This window comes from Deefgea chitinilytica (assembly GCF_016881405.1).
Taxonomy (GTDB): domain Bacteria; phylum Pseudomonadota; class Gammaproteobacteria; order Burkholderiales; family Chitinibacteraceae; genus Deefgea; species Deefgea chitinilytica.
On the sequence record NZ_WOFE01000013.1, the window covers coordinates 1 to 12,723 of the forward strand.

A 12,723-nucleotide genomic window follows, 5' to 3' on the forward strand; every position below is an offset into this window, starting at 1 on the left:
CATGGCTACGGTTGCGGTTTACGAGTTGCATTAGTGCGGCATACGCAATGCAGTGTAAAGTGGTGAGTTCATCTGTCTGGCAATAGGGTCATCGATTTAATATCTGAGTGCATTGATACAAAAAAGAAACGATACAAATCACCCAGATATAAGTACTCGCATTTTTGTATCTTTCGAAAAAATTGGGGCGTGGCGTTTCTGAAATCTCGGCTGGACACTCCTCAGGTAAAGCACGAGCCACTTTTTCTTTCACCAGCATATTTCCAAGTTCAACACCTGAAAGTTTCTGGTTTTTCTTGCTTAGCTCGACCCATAAATCAGCAATCACGCTGAGCTCACCACGTTTCAACCAGACGCCATGCACAAGGCATTCATCCACTTCAATTTTTAATTGTGGATGATAATAATGCCGACTCATATCTTTTTTGCAAACAGGGCATGACAACAACTTAAATGGTGAACGGGGCAAGCGCGAACTCACAATATTGGAAATGCGCGCAATATTTAATTGCTGTATTTTTTTTGCGTATTTTTCAATGATAATTTGCAATGCCCCGGGTGAAAATTTTAAGCCATTACAGCTAGGGCAATGTGCAACGGTAACATTCAGATCCGCATCTAACTGCAGCAGTTGTAATTCACCACAGCCTTCAGGGCAAATCAAATTGCTATGCTCTGCCAATACTTTAAAATCGCGTATAGCTAATACATCAACCGCATTATGCAAACCACAATATTCACAAACAATGGCATCGGCTGCCATTTCTGCGCCACACGATGTGCAATTCATAGCACTCAATCCATTCTAACAAATTAATCAGTTACAATTTTATTTTACTATTTTTCACCAGTAATTTCGCCCCCAATCCAAATAAGCAGAATTATTACAGGAACAAAAATAAAAGGCAGCAACATAGCTAAGGGCGCAAGACCTATAAACAATATCGTGAAAAAACTCCATATCATGCCAGTACTGAAACTATAGTTTTCGTTTTGATTCGCTTTAGCCCCAGCGTAAGCACTGAGCCACCAACAAAGAGGCCATAAAAAGAAACCCACAACCGAAAATAGTATGCTGGACTCTACAAGCGCAACAAACATCAGGCCTAGAAAAAAATACCCCGCCGCCGCAGCACTCAAAAAAATAAACATCCAAAAGCCCTGTGCAGGAGGAGGCTCATAAGGCTGAGGTGACGCCAACATAGGCTCCGGCTTTGGTCTCGACTTCGAAGTTCGAGGAGCAACTTTCGGCACTTCAGCATCTAATTGCCGTTTTAATATTTGCATTCCACCCGATTCAGCCCACTCAATCACCAAGCGTAATTCGCCATTATCAAACCAAATGCCATGATCTTCACATTCATCAATCATTACCGGCATTTGCGCGAGAAATTTATTAAATTGCATGCCACCCGATTTCCGGCATACCGGGCAAAAACGCCATTGTTTTTTCTGTTGGACTACTTGCTCCGTTGCGACTTTGACAATTCGCTCAATATTAATCTCACGAACTTGCTTTGCTACTGATAACAAAAGCGTATTCAACATTGGGCGTGTGATATGTAGACCTTTGCACGTTTCACAATGCAAAGCGCCTATCTCAAACTGCTCGCCCATCTCAAGCTCGTGCAATTTTCCGCATTGATTCGGGCAGTGCAATGCACTCGGCGTTGCGAGTCGATAACGACCTACTGCCATCAAATCGACCGCATTTAATACGCCACAATAAGGGCACGTCGCCGAATTCAGCGCTAATGCGCCACCACAAGCAGTGCAATTCATACTCAAGCTCAGCAAAAATAGGTGATTAGTGTAAGCGAATGGAGTTTGCTTTCACTAATCTATCGGGCTTGTATGTGGCTACAGCAACAATATGTAATTCAAACCGCATTAACTGTTCCCACCAACCAATCCACCAACACCCTCACCTTCGGTGCTAAATACCGATTCGGTGGATAGAGCAAATACGCCGTGCCTTGGTAGGCGGTTTGGAGTTGCCAGTTGGGGAGGACTCGCGTGAGGTGTCCGTCAAGCAGCGCTGCTTGGGCGGTGAAGCGGGGTAGGCTGGCGATGCCCAAGTCGTCCAGCGCGGCGGCAAGGCGGATTTCGGTGTGGTTGGCGACGAAACGCCCGCTCACTGCAACGCTGTGGCTGACGTCTCCTTGGCGTAAAACCCAGCGATTGTCGTTGGCGTGTTCACCCAGATAAATACAATCATGCTGGGTAAGCTCCGCTGGCGATTGTGGTATGCCGCGTTGCTGAAGATACCCATTGGATGCGACCAAGACTTGCTCAATTGGCATCAGCGCTTTGGCGATTAGGCCTTCGGGCGGGTGGTCGGTGATGCGGATTGCTAGATCGATGTCTTCTTGCAGTAGGTCGGTGAGGCGGTCGGTGACGATGAGCTGCACATTTACCGCCGGATACTGGCGCAAAAACGCGCCGAGCAGCGGCTGAATCACTTGCTTGGCAAACGCTTTGGGCGCAGACAGCCGCACCAATCCTTGCGGTACGGCGCGCACATCGCTGACCGCTGCGGCGGCGCGAGCGGCGGCCAGCATGTCGGCGGCGTGTTGCGCGATGGTTTGCCCCGCTTCCGATAGCCGCAGCGTGCGCGTGGTGCGGACAAACAGTTGCACTTTCAGCGCCGCCTCTAGCCGCGAAATTTGCCGACTGACGCTCGATGGCGTGCAGTTCAGCCCGCGCGCGGCGGCGGAAAAACTGCCGCTTTCCACCACTTTGACCAGTACCGCTAAATCGGGCAGTAAAGCCAGTAATCGATCATTCGTGCTCATGGCGCATAAGTCCTATGCAGTTGAGGTGGATTATCAAGTTTCAAGTATAAATTGATAATGGCGTAGTTGTGTTTTATGCGCCTGCGGCGCGTAGTTTTACAGTCGCAGTCCGCAACGGGGACACCCTTTTCTTTGCGTCGCCAAAGAAAAAGGTGGAAAAGAAAGGCGACCCGAGCGCGCCCAGCTCCGCAGTGAGCCCTGCGCCCCGCGTCGCTAAGCGGTAAACCGCTAAGCTTTGGCGTCGCCTCGGTCAGTCGTGAGCCAAACGGTGAATCTGTTTGTCTCTCTCCCTCGTTCGGTGCGCTTGGACGGGTTGTTAAACCCATTCTCAACGAGCGCAGCTTCGCTACAAAACATTGTTTTTAAATTTTTCCATTGAGACTACCATGCGCCACCGCCTACCCTTACCCGAATTGATGCTGTTTGCCGTTGCCCTCGTCTGGGGTTGTAGTTATGGCGTGGCGAAGGTTGCGATTAATTTTTATCCAGTGCTGGGTTTTTTGGCTTTGCGTTTTGGGCTGACATTTGCGCTACTGCTGCCGAGTTTGCGGGATTTTCGCAATACTGAGGTGGCCAATGCGCTGCGGATTGGCCTGCCGTTGGGCGCGATTTTATTGGCGATTTTTCTGTGTGAAACTTACGGCATCGCGCAGACATCGGCGGCGAATGCGGCGTTTTTGATTTCGCTGTGCATTGTGCTAACGCCCTTGGTCGAATGGCTGCGGCTCAAGCAACGCCCCGATTCATTCACTTTGGGCGCGGCGCTGGTGGCGATGCTGGGTGCGGCACTGCTGAGTGGCAATCTAAGTGCAGCATTCAATGTGGGCGATGGCTTGATTTTAGCGGCGGCAGTTTTGCGCGCCGTGATGATGGTGGAAACCAAACGCCGCTGTGCGGGGCAGCAGCTTTCCACATTGGCGCTGACGGCGGTGCAAGCGGGCGTGTTGCTGCTCGGTTGCTTACTGCTGGCGCTGCTGACGCCGAGCGGCTTGCCTGCGCTGCCCACATCGCCGATGTTTTGGGCTGCGACACTGTTTTTGGTGCTGTTTTGCACACTGTTTGCGTTTTTCGCGCAAAACTATGCGATTCGCCGTAGTACGCCATCGCGCGTCGCACTTTTGCTGGGTACCGAGCCGGTATTTGGCGCATTGTTTGCAGCGCTGATCTTGGGCGAAGCTTTGAGCGCGAATGTCATCCTCGGCGGCGCGCTGATTGTGCTGGCTTCGCTCGCCGCGAGTTTGCAAGTCGCAGGCTCGCCGCGTGAATCAATACGCGAAGCGGTTTGAATCTGAGGCAGCCACTGCGGAAGGCCTAAATTGACACAGCCAGTCAAGCTCTATACATTTTGCTGACATTTTACCTCGCTATCCTCATCCATCCCGCCTATTTTGGAGTTGCCCATGTTTTCTGCCTTTCAGTCGCAAGCTGCACAAATTGTTCGCTCTTGGTCTTTAGAAGAAAAAGTAGGGCAGCTATTTATTCTGGCTTTTCCCGGCTCAGACGCCGCTGCGGCGCGGCCTTTGATTGAGCGTTACAACTTGGGTGGCTGCTATCTGAGCCAAGATAATGCGACGACATTTGACGAAGCGCGCACACTGACGCAAGCGATGGCAGAGATCGTGAATCAACGAAGCAATGCGGTTCCGCTGCTGCTCGGTGTCGATCAAGAAGGTGCATGGAGCGTACTGACGCCCGAATCGACCACCGGCCCCGGTAACTTGGCGCTCGGTAGCGCGAATCAAACTGAATTAACTAAGGCAATGTATCAAGTGTTTGGCCAAGAAATGCGCTCGGCAGGGTTTAACTGCGTGCTCGGCCCGTGTGCCGATGTGAATTTGCAGCCTAATTCGCCGATTATCGATACCCGTGCGTTTGGCGAAACGCCAAGCCAAGTAGCGGCGCAAGTCGCGGCGGCAGTGAACGGCGCGCATCAGGGTGACATCGTCGCTTGCGCCAAACATTTCCCCGGCCACGGCGACACGACGGGCGATACGCACCGCGAAATTCCGCAAGTTGATAAATCGCTGGCGACCTTGCTGGTGGAAGATTTAGCGCCGTTTCAAGCGGCAATTGATGCGGGCGTCGAGTTAATCATGACCTCGCATATTTGTTATCCACAGATTGATCCACAGTATCCGGCGACATTGTCGAAAGCGATTTTGCAAGACGTGCTGCGCGGCAAGCTAGGATTTAAAGGCATCGTCATTTCCGACAGTATGAATATGGGCGCAATTCGCCGTAATTTTGCACCAGTAGACGCCGCGATCACTGCATTTCATGCCGGCATCGATATGATGATGCTGTCGGAAGAGCATTACGATCACAACCCGAATTACCTCGACAATCAAATCGCGATGATCGAAGCGATTGTGGCGGCGGTGAACGATGGCCGCATGGCAGAGGCCGAAATTAACGCGATTGCCGAGCGCGTGGTGGCATTCAAACTGGCGCGCCTTGTGCCTATGCCGCTGTATCAGGATTTTGATTTGGCCGCGCATCGCGAAATTGAAGCTGCGGCAGCGAGCGCCGCGGTGAAAATCCTGCGGGATGAAGCAGGGAATTTACCGCTGCAAGACGATCAGCAAATCATTGTCATCCAAACCACGCCGATGGACGACTACGCCAATCTGATCAACCCACGTGGTATCGGCCCGAATCAAGAAATCCCTGCGTTTGAATATTTCGCCGCCGAGCTGTCGCTGCACGTTCCCGAAGGGCAGTTGCACTGCCTTGATTACGACGCGGCGCAGGAGTTTTTTAAAGAAGTACCACTCAATTCGCGCCAGCGCATTTTGGCGGTGACCGAAAATTATCCACTGCCCGGAGAAGATTTTGCGCAAGACGCATCCAAAGCGTTTGTCGCGCAATTGACCGCCAAATTTGGCGAGCAATTGATTGTAGTCGCGCTACGCAATGGCTACGACGCCGTACCTGAAGGCAGCAGCCACGTTTGTGCCTACAGCAGCCGCGAATGCAGCGCCCGCGCCGCGGCGCAAGCGTGTTTGGCTTAGTTTTTTCGCTACGCTAAATAAAAGCCGCCAAAGAGGCGGCTTTTAAATTTACAAATGTATATTGCTATAGGCTATTTTTATCAATGAATAAATAAATATACCCATGGCACTAGAGTAATTTTCTGATTGAATGTTAATGCTGTGCCGCGCTCGTTGAGCTGGGGCTTAAAATCCCGTCCAAGCGCACCGAGTGAAGGAGAGAGACAAACCGTTTTATCGTTTGGCTCACGACTGATCGAGGGCATCGGGGACCGATGCGCGCCCGGGGCTCCTTTTCTTTCGTCTATTTCTTTTGGAGAAGCAAAAGAAATAGACCTGCCGCGCGGCAGCCCGCGCACCACAACCCATCGTGCCGCAGGCACTTAAAACCATCAACACTAAGTCTAAAAAAACTATTATTTTATAGGTATCTCATCATAGCTCTTTCTAATAAAAAGCTAGGCGCACATACCCATTAAGTCAACGAATTAACGGCTTCAACACCCAACTAATTAATATCCCACCGTAAACCGTTGACGCGCGTGCTGTGGCTGCTCTAGTTCATTGATCATCGCCACGGCGTAGTCTTCCACCGAAATATGGCTATTGCCTGCCGCATCGACCAGCAATTGGTCACCACCGAGGCGGAATTGATTGGTGCGTTGGCCTGGGGCGATCATTGCTGATGGGCTGAGCATCGTCCAATTCAGGCTGCTTTCTTGGCGCAGCAAATTCAAGGCTTGGCGCGCGCCTTCGGCAGAGGCTTTGTATTCTGCAGGGAAGTTCGGTGTGTCGATCACTTGCACGCCCGGCGCCACTTCCAGTGAACCTGCACCACCAACAACCAGTAAGCGCGGCGTTGCTGCGGCTTTGGCTGCTTGGATGATATTGGTGATCCCGGCAACGTAATAACCCAAGGTATCAGCATTGGCGTGGCCGCTAAATGCGCTGATCACTGCGTCAAAGCCTTGCAATTGCGTCGTCAGTTGCTCGAGGTTTTGTACGTCGCTACCGACCGCAAGCAGATTGTCGGCTGCGGCGAGTTTTTCCGGGTGCGCGGCCAATGCCGTTACATGGTGACCACGGCTCAGAGCTTCGGTAAGTAGTGCAGAGCCAATAAAACCAGTAGCGCCGATTAATGCGATTTTCATTTGAGTTGTCCTTAAAGTGATTGAATGTGAATCGAATGAGTGCAGTTTGCCTGCGTTTATTGACGCGATAAACAGCAAAATCCATAATTCATTGTTATGAAATTCTTAACAATCCATCATTAAATCAGTTACGACTATGGCCACCCTTGATCAGATTGATCTGAATGCACTACGTATTTTTAATGCGGTGGTTGAGGCAAAAAGCTTTACGGCGGCGGCCGAACGTTTGGGCGTGGCCAAAGCCAAAGTGAGCTTGCAAATTAGTCGGCTAGAGCAGCAGCTCGGTACGGCACTGTTTACGCGTACCACGCGGCAAGTCAACCTAACCGACGCGGGGCGTACGCTGCATGAGCAATGCCAGCCACTACTAATCGGTTTGCATGAAGCGCTCACGCAAGTCGGCAGCGAGCAAGGTGAATTAACCGGTTTACTGCGGATTTCGGCGAGTGTGGCACACGCTAGTTTGTCGGTAGCGCCCGCATTGGCGCAATTTTCGCTGCGGCATCCGCAACTGCGGATTGATTTGCGCACTGCAGATCGCGTCAGCGATCAAGTCGCCGATGGAATTGATTTATCGTTTCGCGTTGGCTGGCTTAAAGATTCATCGCAACGCGCGATTCAGTTGGGCGAATTTGCGCAATACATCGTCGCCGCACCGAGCTATTTGCAGCAATACGGCACGCCGCGGCACGCCAGCGATTTAAGTGAGCACGCGTGGGTGGCGCTGTCGCTATTACCAACACCGCTGACGTGGAAACTCAGTGACGCTACGGGTAACACGCAAACAGTGCAAATGAAATCGCGGCTGCAAGTCGATTCGCCAAATGCCTTGCTGGCTTTGCTGGAGTACGGTGCAGGCATTTCGGTGATGGACGAGATGAGTTCGCAAGCGGCATTACAAAGCGGCAAACTGGTACGCGTGCTCAGCGATTGGACTTTACCTAAAGGTGGCATTTACGCGGTTTTCCCACCGGGGCGACACGTTCCGGCCAAAGTACGCGCTTTTGTTGAGTTTTATCGTGAATTTATTCGCTTGCCCTAAGCCGAGTTTTCACACAAGCTTGCCACTCGCTCTCGCCAGGCGCTTTGCAAACGCTCTGCAGCTGATTAAGCAAATAAGGAATAATTGTGGATAGGAAAGAAATTATTACGCTGATGAAAAGCCAAAGCACTTGGCGTTTGTATTTTTTTAGTATGTTTAGCCTAGGCATTTACACGGCATATTACATTCAGCAGCAAAGCCAAAAACTGGCGCAAATTCCGAATATGCCGCCGATTTCCAGCAATTTTATCAATAGCACGATTGCCGCGTATGGGCTCGGTGCGGCTTTTACCGTGGCCTCGTTTTTTGTTCCACCCGAGCATACGATCAATTTAACCAGCACCGCATTTGCGCTGATTAGTAATGTGATGGCGCTGCTGTGGGCGTTTCAAATGCGCCAACGCCTCAATACCCGATTAGAACTTTCGCCCAAATACGCCGATTGGTTTCATGGCGGTTGGACGTTTCTATTCACTGCGCTGTATATCAATTACAAAATCAATCAATTGCATGCCGATCAGGACTTAGGGATTGCCAGCTAAATCACCAAGTCCGTAGTGGCATTACAGCAAGGGCCCCAGCATCGCAATCGTGTTATTCCAAAGCCGGCGGTGCACGGGCCATTGCGCCACCATTTCTAGCGTGACCAGTTGGCTGTGTTCCAGATATTCGCGTTGACGCTGGCGCATTTCTTGAGTGAGTGCGGCATCAAAGAACAAAATATTGTTTTCAAAATTCAGCTCGAAACTGCGGCGATCTAAATTCGCCGAACCAATCAAGGTCATTTCACCATCGAGCGTCAGTGATTTGGTGTGCAATACGCCGCCAACAAATTCATAAATCTGCACGCCCGCGGCGAGTAGCTCTTCGTAATAACTATGGCTAGCCGCTTCGACAATCCATGAATCATTGCGCTGCGGGAAAATCACCGTAGTGCTGACGCCACGCCTTGCGGTGGCACACAACGCCGCTTGCATTGCCTCATCAGGCACAAAATACGGCGTGGTAATCACCAATTCGCGTCTGGCCGCAAACATCAGCGTCGTAAACATTTCGGGCATTGCCGCATAAGGCTGCGTCGGCCCCGTGCCGATCACTTGCGCGACGACGCCTTGACCAATATGCGTGTTCGCAATCGGCGGCAAGTAGTCTGTCAGATCATCACCCGTTTGCGCCATCCAATCGCTTTTGAACAAGAAATGATTTTGCTGCGCAATCGGCCCAGTAAACCGCATCACCGCATCGACCCACGGTGCGTATTTGGCTTTGACCAAAAATTCAGCATCGGCACAATTTTGGCTACCGCAGTAGGTGATCGAGCGATCAATAACGACGATTTTGCGGTGATTGCGTAAATCAATTCGTCCATGAAAAGGGCGCAGCAATGGATTACCAATCGGCAGCGCCACTGCCACTTGTACGCCAGCGTCTTGCATCGCTTGCCAGTGCGGGGACGCAATCATGCCACGAGAGCCCAAACAATCGGCCATCGCTCGACAAGCGACGCCACGCGCTGCGGCGCGCTTGAGCGCTTCGACAACTTGCAAGCCGCTGTGATCGGTCAGCCAAATATAAAAAATGAGATGAATATGCTCCGTTGCCGCATCCATATCGGCAACCATCGCAGCGATCATGCCATCGGCGGGCAATAATTGCCCCGTATTCCCGGCGACAGGCGCAAAGCCATTCACCGATTGGCCAAATTGAAACAGTTGACTAAAACGCTCTGGAATTTGCTCTGGCCACGGCGTGACCGTTGCCGATTGTAGTGCCGATTTGGCTTGATTTAAGCGCGTTACGCGGCGCCGACCAATGCTGGTTTCGCCCAATAAAATATACGCCATCACCCCCAAGCCAGGGAGTAGCGCAATCACCACAATCCACGCCACCCGCGAAGCAGGTTCGCGCTGCGGACGTAAAATGGCGCGCACAATAAACATCAACTGAATCAAAAGCAGAATAATCGGCAGCACAGAATACAGAGACATAATCACTTTTCCACAAGGCGGCGCAGCGAGGATACCACGACAAAATAACAAGGTAATTCGCCACATCGCAGTCACGTGCTAAACTGCCGCCGCACTGCATCATTTCAACTTGCGCGATCGATGTATATCCCCATTGATCGTCCTTCACCGCAAGGCCAAAAGCCATGACTCTACTGAGCCGCAAACCGCAAGAAAGCTTGCAAAACAGCCTGCAACAAGTCACTCGCTTGTTGGAGCGGCACAAGCTGGTTGAAGGCATGGTGCATAAGCAAGAAGGCCCCAAACACGATCTGGTCGAGCAGCTAGTCCATCGGCAAAATCTGACCGAATTACAAATGAAGCTGGCCGCGCTGCATCCAGCCGATATTGCCTATATTTTGGAAGCGCTGCCGCCAGTCGACCGACTGACGGTGTGGGGCTTGGTCGACGCCGACGACGATGGCGAGATTTTGCTCGAAGTCTCCGATGCGGTGCGTGAATCCTTGTTGGCCGATATGGCGCCGCATGAAATGGTCGCCGCCGCTGGGCAGCTCGATACCGACGAGCTCGCCGACTTAGTTCCAGATTTACCGCAGGAAGTCCAAAGCGAAGTCTTGGGCACGCTCGACGCAGAAGACCGCGCCGAAGTGCAATCGGCGATGTCGTATACCGACGATCAAGTTGGTGCGCTGATGGATTTTGAAATGGTCACCATCCGCGCTGACGTGAAACTCGAAGTCGTGCTGCGCTATTTACGCCGTTTTGACGAGCTGCCCACGCATACCGATAAATTGTTTGTCGTCGACGACAACGACATTCTCAAAGGGGTATTGCCGCTTAACGTTTTATTAGTAAGCGATCCAGAGCAATACGTCGAAGAAAAAATGGCTGACGACGTGGTCGTATTCCAGCCGTTTGACGATGCCGGCGAAGCCGCACAAGCATTTGAGCGTTATGACTTGGTTTCTGCCCCTGTGGTCGACTCCAATCACAAAGTCATCGGCCGCGTGACCGTCGATCAAATGGTTGACGTGATTCGGGAGGAATCCGAGGCCGAAGTGCTCTCTTTGGCAGGTTTGAAAGAAGAAGATTTGTTCTCTAGCGTCGGCAAAGCGGTGAAAAACCGCTGGCCTTGGTTGGCGATTAATATTTGCACCGCTTTTTTGGCCAGCCGCGTGATTGGTGCATTTGAAGAGACCATCGCACATTTGGTCGCTTTGGCCGCGCTGATGCCGATTGTGTCTGGTATTGGCGGTAACACGGGTACGCAAACGACAACCTTGATTATTCGCGGTTTGGCGCTCGGACAAATTCAGCCTTCACACACCCGCGTTTTACTGCTCAAAGAATTGGGGGTTGCGATTATCAACGGCACGATGTGGGGTGCGGTGCTCGGCGTGATGGCTTGGCTGTTGTACGGCAAGTGGGATTTGGGCTTGGTGATGATGGGTGCGATGATGCTCAATATGCTGGTCGCCGCCTCGGTCGGTTTATTCGTGCCGCTCACAATGCAAAAATTCGGCCGCGACCCTGCCTATGGCTCATCGGTTATGATCACTGCACTCACTGATAGCTTGGGATTCTTTATTTTCTTAGGGCTGGCGACGATCTTCTTGATGTAACTAGTGTTAATGCTGTGCCAGGCTAGTTGGGATGGGGCTTAAAAATCCCGTCTAAGCACACCGAGTGAAGGAGAGAGACAAGCAGTTGTATCGTTTGGCTCATGACTGATCGAGGGCATCGGGGACCGATGTGCGCCCGGGTCGCCTTTCTTTGCTTACTTTCTTTGGCGAAGCAAAGAATAGTAAGTCCCTGCCGCGGATTGCGGCTCTAAAACACTGTGCCACAGGCACTTAAAAAACGATTAACTAAATAAAAATATGCCCACTTACCGTGAACTCATTCAAACCAGTGGCCTTGAGCGTTTTGATGCGCAAATGCTATTACTGCACGTCGTGCAAAAAAACCGCGCTTGGCTGATTGCGCACGACACCGATTCGGCCAGCGCAGCGCACATCGCTGAGTTTGAGGCATTGGTCAATCGTCGCCGCATTGGCGAACCAGTTGCCTATATTTTGGGCAGCCGCGAATTTTATGGCCGTGAATTTATCGTCACACCAGCAGTGCTGATTCCGCGCCCCGATACCGAATTGCTGGTTGAACTGGCTTTGGCGCGCGCGCCACAAGCAGGCCGAGTAATCGATTTAGGCACCGGCTCGGGCTGCATCCCGATTACGCTCAAACTAGAGCGCCCCGATTTAAGCGTCAGTGCAGTGGATATTTCACCCGATGCGTTGGCGATTGCCCAGCAAAATGCCGCCGCGCTGAACGCCGACGTGCGGTTTGTGCCATCCGATTGGCTGAGTGCCGTGGCGGGCGAGCAATTTGAGCTAATTGTCAGCAACCCGCCGTATATCGAAGCCAACGATGTGCATCTCAGCCAAGGCGATTTACGCTTTGAGCCCAGCGGCGCGTTGACCGACGGCGGCGATGGCTTGCAGCATTTAGCCAGCATCATCACCCAAGCCAAACCGCATCTGCTAGCTGGTGCATGGTTATTACTTGAGCACGGCTGGGATCAAGGCGCAGCCTGCCGCGAACTGCTACAAACGGCAGGCTACGAGCAAGTACAGACTTGGCGTGATTTGGGCGACAACGATAGAGTTAGCGGCGGAATTTGGCAGGGCTGAACGACGAAAAACCTTAATCCACAAAAAACACGAAAGGCACGAACTAAAGCCCAAATCTTGAACCACGAAGGACACCGAGAGCACAGAC

At 51.8% G+C, this 12,723-nt stretch carries 11 protein-coding genes; 6 read left to right on the top strand and 5 right to left on the bottom strand.

From position 1 onward, the window contains the following. Nucleotides 1-88: 88 nt before the first annotated feature. The 3 genes from GM173_RS15220 to GM173_RS15230 all read right to left on the bottom strand — a co-directional run bounded on the left by GM173_RS15220 (nucleotide 89) and on the right by GM173_RS15230 (nucleotide 2,795). Nucleotides 89-790, bottom strand: coding sequence for a TFIIB-type zinc ribbon-containing protein (locus GM173_RS15220; RefSeq protein WP_203572247.1), 702 nt, complete (start codon nucleotides 788-790; stop codon nucleotides 89-91). A 47-nt stretch (nucleotides 791-837) separates the two neighbouring features. Beyond that, complete coding sequence (locus GM173_RS15225) at nucleotides 838-1,617, bottom strand: TFIIB-type zinc ribbon-containing protein (RefSeq protein ID WP_203572248.1); 780 nt, start codon at nucleotides 1,615-1,617, stop codon at nucleotides 838-840. A 263-nt stretch (nucleotides 1,618-1,880) separates the two neighbouring features. Further along, nucleotides 1,881-2,795, bottom strand: coding sequence for a LysR family transcriptional regulator (locus GM173_RS15230; protein ID WP_203572249.1), 915 nt, complete (start codon nucleotides 2,793-2,795; stop codon nucleotides 1,881-1,883). A gap of 386 nt (nucleotides 2,796-3,181) precedes the next feature. Here GM173_RS15230 and GM173_RS15235 point away from each other — a divergent pair, with 386 nt between their 5' ends. Next, complete coding sequence (locus GM173_RS15235) at nucleotides 3,182-4,081, top strand: DMT family transporter (RefSeq protein WP_203572250.1); 900 nt, start codon at nucleotides 3,182-3,184, stop codon at nucleotides 4,079-4,081. 114 nt (nucleotides 4,082-4,195) lie between these two features. Next, complete coding sequence (locus tag GM173_RS15240; protein ID WP_203572251.1) at nucleotides 4,196-5,806, top strand: glycoside hydrolase family 3 protein; 1,611 nt, start codon at nucleotides 4,196-4,198, stop codon at nucleotides 5,804-5,806. Nucleotides 5,807-6,297: 491 nt separating this feature from the next. Here the strand turns inward: GM173_RS15240 and GM173_RS15245 are convergent, their stop codons facing one another. Further along, entirely contained in the window at nucleotides 6,298-6,936 is a 639-nt protein-coding gene (locus GM173_RS15245; RefSeq protein WP_203572252.1) for an NAD(P)-dependent oxidoreductase, read from the bottom strand. Nucleotides 6,937-7,072: 136 nt separating this feature from the next. Between GM173_RS15245 and GM173_RS15250 the strand changes: the two genes are divergently transcribed. Together GM173_RS15250 and GM173_RS15255 are read left to right on the top strand one after the other, a co-directional pair. After that, on the top strand, nucleotides 7,073-7,978 hold the full coding sequence (locus tag GM173_RS15250) for a LysR family transcriptional regulator (protein WP_203572253.1): 906 nt from the start codon (nucleotides 7,073-7,075) through the stop codon (nucleotides 7,976-7,978). Nucleotides 7,979-8,064: 86 nt separating this feature from the next. Then, entirely contained in the window at nucleotides 8,065-8,520 is a 456-nt protein-coding gene (locus GM173_RS15255) for a hypothetical protein (RefSeq protein ID WP_203572254.1), read from the top strand. Between the two features lie 21 nt (nucleotides 8,521-8,541). Here the strand turns inward: GM173_RS15255 and cls are convergent, their stop codons facing one another. Beyond that, a complete protein-coding gene (gene cls / locus GM173_RS15260) occupies nucleotides 8,542-9,966 on the bottom strand; it encodes a cardiolipin synthase (protein WP_203572255.1) in 1,425 nt (474 codons plus the stop codon). A gap of 164 nt (nucleotides 9,967-10,130) precedes the next feature. Here cls and mgtE point away from each other — a divergent pair, with 164 nt between their 5' ends. Together mgtE and prmC are read left to right on the top strand one after the other, a co-directional pair. Continuing rightward, the gene (gene mgtE / locus GM173_RS15265) at nucleotides 10,131-11,567 is read left to right on the top strand and encodes a magnesium transporter (RefSeq protein ID WP_203572256.1); all 1,437 of its coding nucleotides are present in this window, start codon (nucleotides 10,131-10,133) and stop codon (nucleotides 11,565-11,567) included. 258 nt (nucleotides 11,568-11,825) lie between these two features. Further along, complete coding sequence (gene prmC / locus GM173_RS15270; RefSeq protein ID WP_203572257.1) at nucleotides 11,826-12,635, top strand: peptide chain release factor N(5)-glutamine methyltransferase; 810 nt, start codon at nucleotides 11,826-11,828, stop codon at nucleotides 12,633-12,635. Nucleotides 12,636-12,723: the final 88 nt, after the last annotated feature.

Bases quoted from the DNA above. Each gene is read 5' to 3' on its own strand.
- GM173_RS15245 (WP_203572252.1), bottom strand. From the start codon at position 6,936: ATGAAAATCGCATTAATCGGCGCTACTGGTTTTATTGGCTCTGCACTA.
- GM173_RS15235 (WP_203572250.1), top strand. From the start codon at position 3,182: ATGCGCCACCGCCTACCCTTACCCGAATTGATGCTGTTTGCCGTTGCC.
- cls (WP_203572255.1), bottom strand. From the start codon at position 9,966: ATGTCTCTGTATTCTGTGCTGCCGATTATTCTGCTTTTGATTCAGTTG.
- GM173_RS15220 (WP_203572247.1), bottom strand. From the start codon at position 790: ATGAATTGCACATCGTGTGGCGCAGAAATGGCAGCCGATGCCATTGTT.
- prmC (WP_203572257.1), top strand. From the start codon at position 11,826: ATGCCCACTTACCGTGAACTCATTCAAACCAGTGGCCTTGAGCGTTTT.
- GM173_RS15250 (WP_203572253.1), top strand. From the start codon at position 7,073: ATGGCCACCCTTGATCAGATTGATCTGAATGCACTACGTATTTTTAAT.
- GM173_RS15240 (WP_203572251.1), top strand. From the start codon at position 4,196: ATGTTTTCTGCCTTTCAGTCGCAAGCTGCACAAATTGTTCGCTCTTGG.
- GM173_RS15225 (WP_203572248.1), bottom strand. From the start codon at position 1,617: ATGGGCGAGCAGTTTGAGATAGGCGCTTTGCATTGTGAAACGTGCAAA.
- GM173_RS15230 (WP_203572249.1), bottom strand. From the start codon at position 2,795: ATGAGCACGAATGATCGATTACTGGCTTTACTGCCCGATTTAGCGGTA.
- mgtE (WP_203572256.1), top strand. From the start codon at position 10,131: ATGACTCTACTGAGCCGCAAACCGCAAGAAAGCTTGCAAAACAGCCTG.